15 protein-coding genes are annotated in these 14,829 nt (G+C 65.0%); 5 read left to right on the top strand and 10 right to left on the bottom strand.

Annotated elements, in window-relative coordinates:
- The 7 genes from FJY73_06335 to FJY73_06305 form a co-directional block, all read right to left on the bottom strand.
- On the bottom strand, positions 1-1,164 hold a 1,164-nt coding region (locus FJY73_06335), incomplete at its 3' end, for a peptide MFS transporter (GenBank protein MBM3320276.1).
- Between the two features lie 156 nt (positions 1,165-1,320).
- On the bottom strand, positions 1,321-2,469 hold the full coding sequence (locus FJY73_06330; protein ID MBM3320275.1) for an acyl-CoA dehydrogenase family protein: 1,149 nt from the start codon (positions 2,467-2,469) through the stop codon (positions 1,321-1,323).
- On the bottom strand, positions 2,466-4,040 hold the full coding sequence (locus FJY73_06325; GenBank protein MBM3320274.1) for an amino acid adenylation domain-containing protein: 1,575 nt from the start codon (positions 4,038-4,040) through the stop codon (positions 2,466-2,468). The genes FJY73_06330 and FJY73_06325 overlap by 4 nt, the downstream gene beginning before the upstream one ends.
- 5 nt (positions 4,041-4,045) lie before the next feature.
- Positions 4,046-4,297 carry an acyl carrier protein gene (locus FJY73_06320; protein ID MBM3320273.1) on the bottom strand — a complete coding sequence of 84 codons (252 nt, stop codon included), beginning with the start codon at positions 4,295-4,297 and terminating at the stop codon, positions 4,046-4,048.
- An 18-nt stretch (positions 4,298-4,315) separates the two neighbouring features.
- Positions 4,316-5,101 carry an SGNH/GDSL hydrolase family protein gene (locus FJY73_06315; protein ID MBM3320272.1) on the bottom strand — a complete coding sequence of 262 codons (786 nt, stop codon included), beginning with the start codon at positions 5,099-5,101 and terminating at the stop codon, positions 4,316-4,318.
- A gap of 7 nt (positions 5,102-5,108) precedes the next feature.
- Entirely contained in the window at positions 5,109-6,431 is a 1,323-nt protein-coding gene (locus FJY73_06310; GenBank protein ID MBM3320271.1) for a hypothetical protein, read from the bottom strand.
- 105 nt (positions 6,432-6,536) lie between these two features.
- Positions 6,537-6,830: a hypothetical protein gene (locus tag FJY73_06305; protein MBM3320270.1), complete on the bottom strand. Its 294-nt coding sequence runs from the start codon at positions 6,828-6,830 to the stop codon at positions 6,537-6,539.
- 183 nt (positions 6,831-7,013) lie between these two features.
- Here FJY73_06305 and FJY73_06300 point away from each other — a divergent pair, with 183 nt between their 5' ends.
- The 3 genes from FJY73_06300 (at position 7,014) to FJY73_06290 (ending at position 9,890) form a co-directional block, all read left to right on the top strand.
- Positions 7,014-8,171, top strand: coding sequence for a DNA integrity scanning protein DisA nucleotide-binding domain protein (locus FJY73_06300; GenBank protein ID MBM3320269.1), 1,158 nt, complete (start codon positions 7,014-7,016; stop codon positions 8,169-8,171).
- A 100-nt stretch (positions 8,172-8,271) separates the two neighbouring features.
- A complete protein-coding gene (locus FJY73_06295; protein ID MBM3320268.1) occupies positions 8,272-8,904 on the top strand; it encodes a carbonic anhydrase in 633 nt (210 codons plus the stop codon).
- Positions 8,905-9,041: 137 nt separating this feature from the next.
- Positions 9,042-9,890: a HEAT repeat domain-containing protein gene (locus FJY73_06290; protein ID MBM3320267.1), complete on the top strand. Its 849-nt coding sequence runs from the start codon at positions 9,042-9,044 to the stop codon at positions 9,888-9,890.
- A gap of 6 nt (positions 9,891-9,896) precedes the next feature.
- On the opposite strand, the gene speB is transcribed toward FJY73_06290, so the two are convergent.
- Genes speB through speD form a run of 3 tightly spaced genes read right to left on the bottom strand, consistent with a single transcriptional unit; the run spans position 9,897 to position 12,300 of the window.
- Positions 9,897-10,805 (bottom strand): agmatinase, encoded by a 909-nt coding sequence (gene speB, locus FJY73_06285; GenBank protein ID MBM3320266.1) that lies wholly within the window; start codon positions 10,803-10,805, stop codon positions 9,897-9,899.
- Positions 10,802-11,860, bottom strand: coding sequence for a deoxyhypusine synthase family protein (locus FJY73_06280; GenBank protein MBM3320265.1), 1,059 nt, complete (start codon positions 11,858-11,860; stop codon positions 10,802-10,804). The genes speB and FJY73_06280 overlap by 4 nt, the downstream gene beginning before the upstream one ends.
- Entirely contained in the window at positions 11,857-12,300 is a 444-nt protein-coding gene (gene speD, locus FJY73_06275; GenBank protein ID MBM3320264.1) for an adenosylmethionine decarboxylase, read from the bottom strand. The genes FJY73_06280 and speD overlap by 4 nt, the downstream gene beginning before the upstream one ends.
- Positions 12,301-12,991: 691 nt before the next feature.
- Between speD and FJY73_06270 the strand changes: the two genes are divergently transcribed.
- Positions 12,992-13,921, top strand: a complete 930-nt coding sequence (locus FJY73_06270) for a hypothetical protein (GenBank protein MBM3320263.1) — start codon at positions 12,992-12,994, stop codon at positions 13,919-13,921.
- Positions 13,918-14,820: a DUF362 domain-containing protein gene (locus tag FJY73_06265; protein MBM3320262.1), complete on the top strand. Its 903-nt coding sequence runs from the start codon at positions 13,918-13,920 to the stop codon at positions 14,818-14,820. Before FJY73_06270 ends, FJY73_06265 begins: the two co-directional genes overlap by 4 nt.
- Positions 14,821-14,829: the final 9 nt, after the last annotated feature.

Here is a 14,829-nt window from a genome sequence, read left to right as displayed (position 1 = left end):
CACGAGCCAGAAGAGATGCGAGGAGCCGTTGTCGCTCGCGCGGCTCGCCGCGACCACCATCGCGATGAACCCGAGCGCGAGCTGAAGAAGCCCAAACCCGAACTTGACCGGCGAGGAGGGGTTCCTTCCCGCGCGCCCGAGCCGAACCCAAAGCGTGCTGAACGGAATCGCGAGCAGAATGATGAACGCCGGGTTCACCGCCTGGAACCAGGTCGTCGGGACTTCCCATCCGAAGACGTGCCGATCGACGTGGCGGTCGGTGAAGATGTTCATCGAGCTTCCCGCCTGCTCGAAGCTCGCCCAGAAGAGCATCGAGAAGAGGATGAGGACGAGGATCACGAAGAGCCTCCCCCTCTCCTCCGGGCTGCTTCGAAGCGCCTCGAAGACGACATAGAGGACGAAGAGCGGGGCGATCGCGTAGACGCCGGTCTGCACCCACGCGGGCCTCGTCAGCATGTACGCGGCGAACGGGACGAAGAGAAGGATCGCGGCGTAGAGAACGAACGGTTTCGGGATTCCGGCGAGCTTCTCGCGGAGCGCCTCCGGCCGCGGCGGGCGGCCGAACTCGCCGATCAGATGCTGACCCCATAGAAAGACCGAGAGCCCGACGAGCATCCCGACTCCGGCGAGCGTGAAGCCCCAGTGCCAGCCGAGCCTCTCGCCGAAGTAGCCGCAAAGGAGCGGCGCGAGCCCCGCCCCGATATTGATTCCCATATAAAAGATCGTGAAGGCGCCGTCGCGGCGCGCGTCCCCTCTCTTGTAGAGCGAGCCGACGAGGGTCGAGATGTTCGGCTTGAAGAAGCCGTTCCCCGCGATGATGAGCGCCATCGCGCCGAAGAAGAAGACCGGGTGCTCGATCGCCATCGAGAAATGGCCGAACGCCATCAGGATCCCGCCGATGACGATCGCGCGCCGCGCTCCTAGAAAGCGGTCGGCGAGCATGCCGCCGATGAGGGGGGTCGCGTAGACGAAGCCGACGTACGCGCCGTAGATGCCGTAGGCCCGCTCGTCCGCGTACTGGAGCGCCTTCGTCATGTAGAGGACGAGGAGCGCGCGCATCCCGTAGAAGCTGAAGCGCTCCCAAAGCTCGGAGAAGAAGAGGACGAAAAGCCCCTTGGGGTGGCCGAAGAATTCTCCCGCGCGTTTCTCGAGTCCTTCGATCATGCTGCCTCTCGCGCCGTCACGGCCTTCGGCTACTCCCGTCGGTCTCGGGGAATGAGCATACCGCACGTCCCGTCGGATGGCCAGCACGATCGTGAAAGCAGGATCCGAAGGGGAAAGTGTCCGGCGCGCGCGAAGGGGGACCCGGTGCCCCCCGAACTACAGCCCGAGCCAGCGGGCGATGATGTTCCGCTGCATCTCGGAAGTGCCGGAGTAGATCGTGCTCCCGATCGCGTCGCGAAGCGCGCGCTCGACCTCGTACTCGGTCATGAACCCGTAGCCGCCCAACACCTGCACCGTGTCGAGAGCGGTCTCGAGGAGCGATTCGCTGACGAAGAGCTTCGTGATCGACGCGTCCATCGACACCGATTTCTTCTCGCCGAGCTTCCAGGCCGAGCGATAGACGAGAAGACGGGCTGCTTCGAGGCGCACCTTCATGTCGGCGATCTTGTGCGCGACCGCCTGAAACTTCCCGATCGGTTGGCCGAACTGGGTGCGGGTCCTCGCGTACTCGACCGCCTTTTCGAGAAGCCGCTCCATCGTCCCGACATGCGTCGCGAAGAGGAGGATTCTCTCCCAGTCCATCGAGTGGGCGAAGACCGCCGCCCCGCCGCCGACGCCGCCCAGAACCGCATCTTCCGAGACGAACGCGTTCTCGAGGACGAGCTCGCCGATCGGCGAGGTGCGGAGTCCCATCTTTTCGAACTTCTGGCTCGCCCGGAACCCCTCGGTCTCCTTCTCGACGAGAAAGGTTGTGATCCCGCCGTGATAGCCCTTCTCCGGATCGGTCACGGCGAAGACGACCGCGAGATCGGCGATCGGGCCGTTCGAACAGAACATCTTGGTCCCGGTGAGACGAAAGCCCTTTCCATCCCGCACGGCGCGCTTCTTCATTCCGAACGCGTCCGAGCCGGTGCCCGGCCCGGTCATCGCGTTCGCGGCGATCCTCTTCCCCCCGCAGAGATCGGGGAGAAGGCGCCGTTTCTGCTCTTCCGCCCCGAACATCCCGATCGGCACGACGCACGGAAGAAGATGCGCGGAGATCGAGAAGACGAGGCCCGCGTCGCCGCATCCGTATCCGAGAGCTTCGAGCGCGATCGCCGTCGAGAACGGGTCGAGCCCGCTCCCCCCGTACTCCTCCGGAATCGGGAGCCCGAGAATCCCCATCTCCCCGCACTTCGTCCAGAGATCGCGCCGGAAGGTCTGGGTTCTGTCCCGCTCGACGACATCCTCGTTCAGCTCGTTGCGGGCGAAGCGGACGATGCTCTCGCGGAGCGTCTTCTGCTCCTCCGTCAAGGAGAAGTTCATGCCTTCATCTCCTTCAGTCTTTGATAGTCGATCTTGTCGGTCGATGTCTTGGGGATCACGTCGACGAAGCGGAATTCGTCCGGGATCATGTAGCGGGGGAGGTTCTCGGCGCTGAAGCGTTTGAGCTCGACGATCGAGGGCCGCTCGCTTCCCGCGCACTTCAGGAAGACGAGAATCCGCACGCCGGACTCCTCGTCCTCCGCTCCGATCGCGGCCGCTTCCTCGATCGCCGGATGCTTGTAGAGCCCCGCCTCGATCTCGCCGAGCTCGACCCGGTAGTCGCGCCGCTTGACCATCCGATCGCGCCGCCCGAGGAAGGCGTAATCTCCGTTCGCCTCCTCGATCACGAGATCGCCGGTCTTGTACCAGCGCTCCCCCGAGCCATCGACAAGGAAGGCGCGGGAGGTCTGCTCCGGGAGGTTCCAGTACTCGCTGAGGACAGCCGGACCCGCCACGACGAGCTCCCCTTCGTTCCCCGGCGGCACGTCCTTCCCATCGGGATCCACCACCTTCGTCCGGCAGTGCGAACAGGCTTTCCCGATCGGATAGGGCTCGGTTCGATCGGCGGGTATCTCGCGCGGGATCTCGTACCAGGTACACACGTTCGTTTCCGTCGGCCCGTAAAGGTTCGCGTAGCACGGGCGGGGCCAGAGCGTCTTGATCGTCCGAAGATGCTTGATGGGAAAAACTTCGCCGGCGAAGAGAACCAAGCGAAGGGCCGGAACCTCGAGCTTCTCGAGGCCGCAGTACTGGACGAGAAGCGTGAGGATCGACGGCGTCGAGTACCAGATCGAGATCCTCTTCTCGGCGATCAGGGAAGCGAGGCTCCCGGGATCCTTCCCGACCGCCTCGCCGAAGAGGACGAGGGCCGCCCCGTGCTTCAAGGAGACATGGATGTCGTGAATCGAGAGATCGAAATGAAACGGCGCATGAGATGAGAAGCGGTCGGTTTCGCGAGGCTCGAAGGTCTCGGAGCACCAATCCACGAAGCTCGCCGCGTGCCGGTGGGAGAGCGCGACCCCCTTCGGCTTGCCGGTCGAGCCGGATGTGTAGAGGATGTAGGCGAGGTCCTCGGGATCCGGACGAACCGTCTCGGCCCGGGGCGCGGGGTCGGTCCGATCCTCGCGATCGAGCGCCTCGCGGAGAGCCTCCCCGCCCCCCACGCGCCCGAGAAGGAGAAGACGGGGGACGGTCTTCCCGATCTTCGCCGTCTCCGCGCGGAAGCTCTCCGCAAAGATCTCTTCGACCGCGGCGACCCGAACCGCGCAGTCGGCGAGGACGAACGCGTTCCTCGAAGCGGGCGCGCTGGGATCGACCGGCACGTACGCCGCCCCCGCTTTCAGAATCCCGTTGAGCATCGCGACCGCGTCGATCGACTTGTGCGTGTAGAAGCCGACGCGGTCCCCCTTACGGACTCCCCAGCGGACCAGACGGTCGCGCACCCGATCGGAAAGGGCCGCGAGCTCTCCATAAGAATGGGAGCGTCCGTCCGTCTCTTCCACCGCGCGCCGATCCGAGAAACGCCTCGCCGCCTCCTCGAGATACGCGTGCAAGATCCCGCCTGCCGCCATTCTTCTTATCCCTTCTTCGACTGCACGCGCCGTGCGATCTCCTCGATCGTGTTCAGGTTCTCCGCGCTCGCCTCGTGCGCCTCGAGCCGGATCTCGTACCGCTCTTCCAGGAACGCCACGAGCTTCAGCGTGGCGATCGAGTCGAGGATCCCGCCCGACACGAGTGGCGTCGAATCGCCGAGCGCGTCCGGCCTCTCCCCGGGGAGAAATTCCTTGAGAATGTACTCTTTGATGGTTCGCTTGATCCCTTCATCCACGATCGATGATCCTCCGTTCTACTCCTCAGGTTCTCGCGCCCCCGGCAATGCGCCGCTCGTCGCTCCGCCTCCGGCGAACACGGTCCCGTTCTCGACGAGCGCCTCGTACAGCCGGTCGGCGACGAGTCGGTGGCCTTCGGCGTTCAGGTGATGATCCCAGTCCCCGAGACGAAGCGAGCGTACGTCGCGGCCTTCGTACACCCCGGCGAGATCCAGGATCTCGAAGCCGGCTTCCTCCGCGAAACCGCGGAGCTTCCGATAGACGTCCGCCGGGAAATGCTCCTCGGTCGTCGGAAGAAAGAGCCAGAACGGCGCGATTCCGCGCCCCCGGCACTTCCGCACGACCTCGCGGTACGTCCAAGAGGTAATCTCGTAACCGATCGGCTTCAAGCGCCGTTCGGCCACCGCTTCCGGCGTGCTTTCGTCCACACCCGCTTGTCGGACCATCTCGGCCAAATCAGGATAGTGGATCGTGACCTTCTTCCGGGCTGCGTCCGAGAGATCCCTGAGGTTCGCCGGGTCGGTCTCGTGCACGGTGAAGAGGATCGCGTCCGGATCGAGGCGGAATGCCTTCTCCTCCATCGCCTGGAGGCGATGAACCATGCGATACCCTCCCACACCCATGTTGAGGATTTCGTACCGAACGCCCGTCTCGGGCGTCTTCTCCCGGTTCATCCGCTCTTCGGCGAGAGCCTCGAACGTCCCGTCGACCGGGACGCCGAGCCCTACGACATACGACGTGCCGAGAATTGCCAAGCGAACCGTTTCCGCGGGCTTCTCCGCAGCGTACTCCTTGTCCCTCATGCCTAAACTATTGATACGCACGGGAAATCGCTTCGCCGTGAACTCCGCGAGGGGCTTCAGCTCGCGGCCGAGGAAGTCGCCCCGCTCGATATACATCACCTCCGGGTCCCCCCTGCCAATCCGCCGGCTCCTTCATATAGACCTCCCAAAGCTGGGAGCTCACCCGATCCGCCCCGAGCAGGTTCTCGTAGTAGCCTCTCTGGAGAAGAGCGACGTCCCCGCGCGAAAGACGAGGTTTGCGGAGGGGATAGATGGCGTCGGCGGCTGTCGCGCCGAAATGCGAGTAGATCGATCGATGCCCCACGACGAGGATGAGCACGAGAGCGGCCGTCGTGACGCCCGCGGACCTCGCGAACGAGAGCGAATCGCCGGAGATGCCGAGACGCCATCCGCGGCCGACCGCGTAGCGCGCCAACGTGCCCGCGGCGAGGAGAAGCGCGAGAAGGCCGAGCGCGGTTCCTGTCTCCTCCCACAGGCCTTCCTCCGGGAGCGTCCAGAGGGAGATCCAATCGGAGAGAGTCCTGCTCGTCCAGAGCGACCAGAGAACGCACACCGCGACGAACATCCCGAGAACGCGGAGCGCGAGGAAGAACGCCTCGCGCATCGAACACGCGCGATCCCCCGCCAATGAGCCGCGGCCTCCTTTCATCTCTCGGAGCGAGTTCGCGGCCACGAGAACGCCGAGAGCCCCCCAGAACACGATGTCCGGGCCGGCCACCGGGAACGACCCGCGGATCCAGAACCACTGGTACGAATGAAGAAGCCAGGTGGCGAGGAACACGTAGGCGGTCGCGAGGAGAAGTCTTGGCGTCGGAGCAAGCCCGCGCAGGCGAAAGTAGGCGGGGAAGTAGAAAACTTTGACCATGAAGTCTTTCCAGTAGATGTTGATCCGCCGCCAGTAGTCGCTGAAGCTCGACGCGAGGAGATACCGGTTGTTCGTACGCGGGAGGTCGAAACCGAAAAGGCAGAGCATCCCGACGATTATGTGAAACTGGCCCGAGATCCGGAGATACAAGAGGTAGTTCGAGACGAGAAACCGCCCGAGGCTGCCGATGTTCACGATCTCGTTCGGCGGGAGCGTGACGTAGTAGTAGATCAGTCGATAGAGAACGAGATGGGTGAGGCCGCGGAACATCCACTGCGCTCCCCTCTGATAGATCCGGTGCTCGTCCTGGTCATAGTAGGTTCCGACGAACGTCTTGTAGTCCACCACCGGAAAGAGCGGGAAGCACACGTTCGGGAGGAGGAAGAAGTACGAGAGCCGTTGCGCGGCGGGGGCCGGCTTCTTCTCGTGGCGAAGGTCGTACAGGTAGACGATGAGCCGGAACATGAACATCGCGCCGAGAATCGGCCAGACGGCTTGTGAGATCGCGGGATGTCCCGGGCTCGCGCGAAGGAAGGCGAGCCCCGCGCCGGCGACAAGAACAAGAGCGACTCACGCCGAGAAACGGACGGGAAGATGGCAGAGCCCGACGAGCGCGAGCCCGATGCCGATCACCCCCAACCCGTCCCGGACTCCGAACACGAGAAGGATGCCCGCGAGCGAAAGGAGAAGGAAGAAGGACAAGCGAAGCCGCCGCGGGAGGAATGCGTGGATCAAGAAGCCGGCGATCGCGAGCTCGACGATCCGGACGAAGGCCGGGCTCTCCACCTGAAACCGGCGCTGAATCACCAGGAGAAAGAGGCCGAGCTCGGCGGCCACAAGGAGTGTTTTCGCGATCTTCTTCACGTCGATCCGCCGATGAACCCCGTACGTTCCGACCGGGAAGGTCCGCGAACCGCCAGTCTTCGCCGATTATCGGATCCGGGACGGGCTGAGTCAACCGGCCGCGGGGGCTTCACGCGCTTGCAACTTCCCGCCGGCCGGGGCAAACTGTTGACTATCCGGATGCTCGAGAGGAGCGGCAAGACCATGTTTGGTTGGCACGGGGGGATTCGTCTCGGGGACATCGTCGATATCGGCGTCGTCGCGTTTCTCATTTGGATCGGCATCACCTGGTTACGACGGACGCGCGCGCGGCTTGCCCTCATCGGCCTTTCGATCTTGGGCGGGGTCGATCTCCTGGCACGATTCCTCGGGCTCCACGTAACGGCGACGATCCTCGAGGCGTTCTTCGCGGCGTTCGTGATCGTCGTGATCGTGGTCTTTCAGGACGAGATTCGGCGCTTCTTCGAGCAGATCGCGGTCCTTTCGATGCGAAGGAAGCGGCCGCCGCCGCCGCCGGACTCCATCGAGGTCGTCGCGCGTTCGATCGTCCACCTGGCGGAGAGAAAGACGGGCGCGCTCTTCGTCTTCCCCGGAAAGGAACCGGTCGATCGCCACCTCGAAGGGGGCGTGCCGCTCGACGCGCTCGCGAGCGAGCCTCTTCTTCTCAGCCTGTTCGACAAGCATTCGCCCGGGCACGACGGCGCGATTCTCGTCGAGGGGGACCGTGTGCGCCTGTTCGGGGCGCGCCTTCCCCTCTCCGGCAACCAGGAGCAGCTCGGAACGAGAGGCACGCGCCATGCCGCCGCGCTCTGCCTCTCCGAACGGACGGACTCGCTGACGGTGGTGGTCTCCGAGGAACGCGGGACGGTTTCCCTGGCGAGAGACGGGACCCTCCGCACACTTGCGGAGCGCAAGGACGTGCACAGAGAACTCCGGAACTTCCTTCAGGAGACAACGCGCCCGGCCGGCGCCGCCGCCCCGGCATGGAAACGGATGGGGACGCGGTGGCTCGAAACCGCGTTCGCGCTCGGCATCGCGGTTCTTCTCTGGCTCGTCTTTTCCGCGGGCTCGGTGGAGATCACGATCACGCGATCCTTGCCGATCGTGCTCACGGACGTTCCGGCCGGCATGATCATCGACAACGTGGAGCCGCGGGAGGTCGAGGTGACGTTCGTCGGAGAGCGACGCCACCTCCTACGCGCGGAAATCGAGAGAGCCGCCGTGCGTCTTTCCGTCCTGTCGCTGCAACCCGGGATTCACACCTTCCTCGTCGGCGGTGACGACATCCCTCGTCCCGCGACGATCGAGGTGACCGAGGTCCGGCCGAACCGGATCCGCGTGGGGGCTCGCCCCAACAGCTAGACCGGACGCGGGCGGCTCGTCATCGGTCTCATGCGGGAACGCGGGGCGTGAGGTCGCCCGCGATCGAGCGCCCGCCCCCCCCGCCGAGGAGCGAGGACACATGACCGTCTCCGCACAAGAAGCGCTCGAACGGTTGCGGGAAGGAAACCGCCGCTTCGTCTCCGGAAATCGCGGCGCTGCTGCGCACATCGGATCGATCCGTTGGAACGCGCTCGTCGAGGGACAGAGTCCGATCGCCGCGGTTCTCGCCTGCTCCGATTCGCGAGCGCCGGTCGAAATCGTCTTCGATCAGGGACCGGGCGATCTCTTCGTCGTTCGCGTCGCCGGAAACATCGCCGGCCCTTCCCAGATCGGCAGTATCGAGTTCGCCGCGGAGCGCTTCGGAACTCGTCTCGTCGTCGTCCTTGGACACACGCGTTGCGGAGCGGTTCGGGAAACCGTGGAGACGGTACGGTCGCGGAGGGAGCCGCCTTCGGAGAACCTGCGCGCGATCATCGACCGCATCCGCCCGACGGTGGAGGGGCTGCTCGCCGAGGAGCCGGGGCTCGATCCGGACGCGCTCGCGCGGCGGGCGGTTCGGGAAAACGTGCGCGCGTCGGTTCTCCGACTGCGACAGGGCTCGAGCGCGCTCCGAAGCATGATGAAAGACGACCGGCTTGTCGTCGCGGGGGCCGTTTACTCGCTGGAGACCGGCGCGGTCGACTTCCTCGATGATCCGCCGGAAGCCCGCTGATCGGCTCCGCCCGCCTTTCGCAGGAACCCGCCGAAGCCGCGCGACAGAGCCGGCCGCTCGGGTTACAATCGGAAGCCGAAGATCGATCGAGGGCACGAGCGGAGGGCGGGCGCCGAACCCGCCATGAGGGAGTCGCCATGAGCAAGGGAACGCACGAAACGATCGCAAAACTCCTGGCCGGGATGAAGGCTTCGGACATCCGCAAGGGTCTCGCCCTCGCGAAGAAGACGGCCCCGCGAGCGGACAAGAAGACGATCAAGTCCTTGTTCGACGTGCTCTCGACTCTCTTCTATATCGATCCGCTCGACCGGCCGGATCTCGCTCCTCTCCTCGACGAAGCCGCGGTTGCGGTCGCGCGTCTCGGACCGGATGTGATTCCTCTACTCGTAAAGGAACTCGCCTCCGGCGACGTCAAGGCGCAGATGGTCGCCGCGAAATCCTTGGGCGAGATGGGTGTCGCGGCCGTCGAGCCGCTCATCCGAACGTATCGGGCCCACAAGAACGCCGAGCTTCGATCGTTCGTTCTGTACGCCCTCGGAAAGATCGAAGCTCCGGAGGTTGTTCGCGCGGTCCCGCTCGCGCTGGAATCCGCGCGCTCGAGAGACGCCGATCTCCGCGACACCGCCGTGCGGGCGCTCGGCAAGTTCGCCGAGGCGATCCCGGCGGGGAAGATCCCGAAGTCGACGCGCGCACGCACGGTCGATCGGCTTCGGAAGAACCTCGCCGATCTGCACCCGGGAATTCGGGCGAAGGCGGTGAGGAGCCTCGGGAAGCTCGCACTGCACGGACATCTCACCGAAGAGGAACGCGTCGCGCTCGAGAGAACCTGCAATCTCATTCTCGGGAAGGACGAGAACTTCGAGTGGGATCGGGCGTACCTCGTGCGGAGGGAGGCCGAGCAACTCCTCGAATCCCTGCAGGCAGAGGCGAACGACGCCGCGCGCAAAAACACCGCGCCCGGAGGCAAGGCGCGCAAGAACGCGTAGACGAAACTACGCGCCAGCGTCCGGTGAAGGCCGCCCCGTGCGGCGAGCCGACTCTCGATACGCGAGAAGACGCGTCGCGAGCTTCGCCGCCGTGAGGTCCGAACCCGGAGGGTTCGGGCTCGCCACGTACTCGACGATGTCCGCTCCGATGAACCGAGCCTTCGGCGCGCGCGCCGTCGCCTCGAGAATCGCCGTCGCCTGCTTCCAGGAGAGACCGCCCGGCTGCGGCGTGCCGGTGCTCGGGAGAACCGCCGGATCGAGGCCGTCCACGTCGAGCGAAAGATAGACCGGCCCCTCGAGCGCGAGAAGAAGCTGAATCGCGTCCCGCCACTCTTCTTCGAGGCGGTGGGCGAAGAAGACGCGGATGCGATCTCCTTTTCGCGCGAGATCGAACTCCTCGCGCGAGAGGCTTCGCACGCCGATCGAGACGATCCGGCATCCCTCGTCCCATAGACGCCGCATCACGGTGCCGTGCGACCATCTGTTCCCTTCGAGAGCGTCGATGAGGTCCGCGTGCGCATCGATCTGGACGATCGTGAGATCGCGAAGGGAAGGGACGAGACCGCGCGCCGCGCCGTACGTGACCGTGTGCTCCCCGCCGAGAGAAAGAACGAAACGATCCCGAAGAGCGCTCGTGCGGCGCGCGACATCCGCGAGATAGCCCTCGACCGACCGCTCGCCCGGCTCGACCGCCTCGGCCGTGTGGATGCGCGGTCCCCTGTCGAAGTCGATCTCCGTTTCCTCGTCGAACAGCTCGATCTGCCGGCTCGCATCGAGAATTGCCTGGGGACCGGTCGCCGCGCCGCGTCCGTAGCTCACGGTCTTCTCGAAAGGAAGAGAAAGGATGACGACCTCGGCCTTCTCGATCGGGCAGGGAGGAAGATCCAGAAAGCGGACGGTGTGGCCTTCGCTCATCGTTTCGTTTCGAGTAGGGCGCGAACGAGAATCGGCCATGCGATCGTGGCGTCGCAGTACACCTCGGCGAAACGTCCTCCCTCTTCGCGAGGAACGAACTTCCCCCACGAGACGCCTTCCCGGTACGTGCAGCCGGAGAGCCCGCCCCAGTGCGTCGGCTCGGGACAGATGCGGATCCCGTAGCGGAAGCGCGGCTGCGAGATCTCCGTCCCGAGGCGCATGTTGGTGATGTCGACGAAGGGGCCGACTTGCTGAGCCCAGTTCCGCGGCACGCCCCCGCCGATCGTGAAGATGCCGACCGTCTTAGCCGCCAGGATTCTTCGCGTGTAATCGAAAAGATCCAAGAACGGGTTGAAGGGCGGGGCTTCCGAAAAGAGAACGTCGGTACCGCTCGATCCGCGCGCCTCCATTGACTTCTTCATCGCGTGGGTCGCGACGTCGAGGCCGAGCTCGGAATCGGTGAAAGCCGGGACGTACACCGGAACTCCCTTCGCGTACGCGTTGCCGAGGATGCTCGGCATCTGCCCGAGCTCGAAGAGACGTCGCCCGATCTCCCGGTTGAACTCGTGCGACGACGTCGGGCGGGACCAGTCGTGGCGGTCCAGGACCTCGGAGACGAGGCGCTCCGCGGCGCATAGGTTCGCCTCCATCTCCAGCGTGTCGTAGACGCGGTTGTAGCCCTTCTCGAAGAGCTCGACGTCGTCCTTGGTCTCGTCGTGTTTGTAGTGGACGCCCCCGATCGCCTCGGAGAGCCCGTGGGCCATCAGCGCTCCGGTGCTGACGACGATGTGCGCGAGGCCCTCGTCGATCATGTCGCAGAGAACCTTGCCCATCTTCGCGATCGTCATCGCTCCGGAAACGGTGACGACGATCAAACAGGAAGGATCGCCGGCCATCTCGCGGAAGACGTGGTACGCCTCCCCGAGCGCTCTCCCGCCGAACGCGGTCTTCGACATGCGCGCGAGGAGATCGGAGAAGCTCTCCGTCTTCCGCAAGTCGAGCGTTTCGAGGGGATCGAGACCGTCTTCCCGGCCGTCGTGCAGCCGGCGCTTCAACCGTCACCTCCCGGAACCGAAGCGGTCTCCGCGATCGGGGCGAACCTCGGGAGGCGGATGTCACGGACTTCGGTGTGGGGCAGGGCGCTCTTCAGCCTGGTCACGATCAAGTCCGTCTTCTCCTCGCTTGTCGGCCCGCAGGTGAAGACGTCGGCGGCCACGAGACCGCGCTCGGCATAGGTGTGAATCGAAACGTGGCTCTCGTCCAGCATGACGAACGCGGTGCAGCCCGAAGGCGAGTTGTGCCCGAACCGATACCGGCACGAGTTGATCACCGTCGATCCCGATTCGATCGAAGCTTTTCGGATCAGATCGAGGAGGAACGCGTCGTCCTCGCAGATCTCGCGAGGCACGCCGCCGAAGTCGAGAAGGACGTGGCTTCCGGCGGAATGCGAGCTCCGTCCGGATCGGATTCCGTGACCTCCGACGTGAGTCTTCATCTCACTCTCCTGTTGGACGACCGCGCGATGCGCGTCGCCATCACAGCCAGGCTTTGCGCGGGCACTGTCGCGCGTGAAGACCAACCCGCGCGACGCCCGCCTTGGGATTTTTGTCTCACCCCCTGATGGATTCGGGTTACTCCGGGGCTCGCGGATCTCCCGCGGGGAGCCTATTCCCGAACGGCCCTTGTCCGCGAGGATCGGCCGCGGCCCCATCCTTCCCTGTGCCAATCAAGACTGAGTATTGTAGCAACTGATTCAGCCGAAGGGGACAAGCCAAAAACGGGCGGAGCGCTTTTTTTTCTCGAGGCCGATCGCGGGAACCGCGGGGCGTAACTTGTTTCTTTTCAAGGAGTAATCTTCTTCGCGCGGCGCGCCCCCGTGCGGAGATCGGCCCGGGCGGCCGGCCTCCCCCGCCCTTCCGCCCGCCGCTTCCTCTCTCGAGCGCGAAAGACGCGCCCCCTTTCCGCGCGGGCGGCTCGTCCGAGATCCGCGCGGACACAATCGCTTGATGCACAAACTTTAACCCCCGCGATCGGGACCGCGCTTGCTCCCTGCCCCGCGCCGATCCCTTGCGCGCCGATCTCGTTCAAGGTACGATGAGCGAAGGATCCCCTTCGGTCTCGCGCCGCGGATGATAAGACGCGGCGCTGCGTAGGAGACCCGCGAGACGGCGTCGCGGCAACCATCGATGAAGACACCGATCGTGTTTCGAATCGTTTGTGCGGCGGCCGCCGGCATCTTGCTCTTGACTCGTCCCGCGGCTAGAGACCCGCGGCGGGAGGAATCGATCCTGGATCTTCGCGCGCTTCTTCCGGAGACGATCGACGAAAACGCCGACGCCGGCGCCCTCTACGATCGGGAGACGATCTTCCGGTACATGAACGGAGCCGCGGAGATCTATCTCTCCTACGATTTCCGCGCGCTTCTCGTGCAGCGCGTTCCCGGTCCCGCCGAGGACACCATCTCCATCGAGCTCTACGACATGGGGAGCTCGGCCGAAGCGTTTGGCGTCTTCTCGCGGAACCGTTCGGGAGAAGAAGCGGGGATCGGGCAGGGATCCGAATACCGATCCGGCTATCTTCTGTTCTGGAGGAACCGTCTCTTCGCGACGATCTGGACCGACCGCGAAGGACCCGCGTCGCACGAGGCGGTCTTCGAGATCGGGAAAGCGATCGCCGCGCGCGCGGCCGAGGACGGACCGCTCCCCGACCTTCTTTCGCGCCTTCCGGAATCGGGCCTCGATTCCGGATCGATCCGCTACTTCCACAAGCACACCGATCTCAACCAACACTATTTCGTTTCCGATGAGAACATCCTCGGACTCGGGGAACAGACCGACGCGGCGATGGCCGAATACGCCGCTGGGAACGGCGGGCTTCTCCTTCTCGTCGTTCGCTACCCCGGCGAGGCGGAAGCGGCGTTCGCCCGCGAGCAGTTCATTGAGCACTTCCTTCCGGAATCGCACCGGAACGAGGTTGCAGCGATCGAGGACGGGTCGTTCGCGGGATCCGCGCGCGAGGGGCGCTATCTTGTCGCCGTGTTCGACGCGCCCGACGCGGCGAGCGCGAAGGAGCATCTCGCCGCGGCCCGAAGCCTGCTGGAGGAACGCGAGAAGTGAAAGAGAAGATTTACACAAGAAGAGATTTCCTGAGAACGGGGGCTTCCGGCGCCGCCGCTTTCGCCCTCGCGCTCCCGGCCGCCGAGCATCTTCTGGCGGAGACCGGTTCGCCGCCGGAGAGAGCGCGCGCCGTCCTCGTTCGCGATCCTTCCGCGACGCGTCCGGACGGAACCGTCGACGCGGAAGTTGTAACAAGGATGTTGGACGACGCGGTCGCTGCTCTCGCGAACGCTGAGAGCTCCGAGGCGGCCTGGCGCGCGTTTCTCTCGCCCGAGGATGTGCTCGGGATCAAGACGAACGTCTGGTCCTCGCTCCCCACGCCGCGCCCGCTCGAGGAGGCGATTCGCGGGCGAGCGATCGAGATCGGGATCCGCGAGGAGAACATCTCGACCGGCGATCGGCGCGTTCTCGACGACCCGGTCTTTCTCCGCTCGACGGCGCTCGTCAACATCCGCCCGATCCGGACGCACCACTGGTCGGGGATCGGCGGATGCATCAAGAACTATGTCATGTTCGTGCGGGAACCGTGGAAGTGGCACGGCGACTCGTGCGCCGACCTCGCCGGGATCTGGAAAGAACCGGTCTGCGAGGGGAAGACGCGGCTCAACGTGCTCGTCGCTCTCACGCCTCTCTTCTACGGAATCGGGCCGCACCACTTCGATCCGGCGCATGTGTGGGCGTACAACGGTCTCCTCGTCGGAACCGATCCGGTCGCCCTCGATGCGCTCGGCGTGAAGCTTCTGGAGGAGAAGCGCAAAGCGTTCTTCGAGAAGCCGCCGCGCGGAGGAACATCCGCGAAGCACGTCCGCGTCGCCGAAACCCGATGGAAGCTCGGCGTCGCCGAGATCGACCGGATCGACATCGTTCGCATCGGCCCGATGGACGACGCCCTGATCTGACCCGCCTTG

The sequence above is a fragment of the Candidatus Eisenbacteria bacterium genome (assembly GCA_016867715.1).
GTDB lineage: Bacteria > Orphanbacterota > Orphanbacteria > Orphanbacterales > Orphanbacteraceae > VGIW01.
This window is presented reverse-complemented; position numbering and strand designations above follow the sequence as displayed.

Bases quoted from the DNA above. Each gene is read 5' to 3' on its own strand.
- speD (MBM3320264.1), bottom strand. From the start codon at position 12,300: ATGAAGACTCACGTCGGAGGTCACGGAATCCGATCCGGACGGAGCTCG.
- FJY73_06330 (MBM3320275.1), bottom strand. From the start codon at position 2,469: ATGAACTTCTCCTTGACGGAGGAGCAGAAGACGCTCCGCGAGAGCATC.
- FJY73_06300 (MBM3320269.1), top strand. From the start codon at position 7,014: ATGTTTGGTTGGCACGGGGGGATTCGTCTCGGGGACATCGTCGATATC.
- FJY73_06270 (MBM3320263.1), top strand. From the start codon at position 12,992: ATGAAGACACCGATCGTGTTTCGAATCGTTTGTGCGGCGGCCGCCGGC.
- speB (MBM3320266.1), bottom strand. From the start codon at position 10,805: ATGAGCGAAGGCCACACCGTCCGCTTTCTGGATCTTCCTCCCTGCCCG.
- FJY73_06290 (MBM3320267.1), top strand. From the start codon at position 9,042: ATGAGCAAGGGAACGCACGAAACGATCGCAAAACTCCTGGCCGGGATG.
- FJY73_06315 (MBM3320272.1), bottom strand. From the start codon at position 5,101: ATGAGGGACAAGGAGTACGCTGCGGAGAAGCCCGCGGAAACGGTTCGC.
- FJY73_06325 (MBM3320274.1), bottom strand. From the start codon at position 4,040: ATGGCGGCAGGCGGGATCTTGCACGCGTATCTCGAGGAGGCGGCGAGG.
- FJY73_06295 (MBM3320268.1), top strand. From the start codon at position 8,272: ATGACCGTCTCCGCACAAGAAGCGCTCGAACGGTTGCGGGAAGGAAAC.
- FJY73_06310 (MBM3320271.1), bottom strand. From the start codon at position 6,431: ATGTTCCGGCTCATCGTCTACCTGTACGACCTTCGCCACGAGAAGAAG.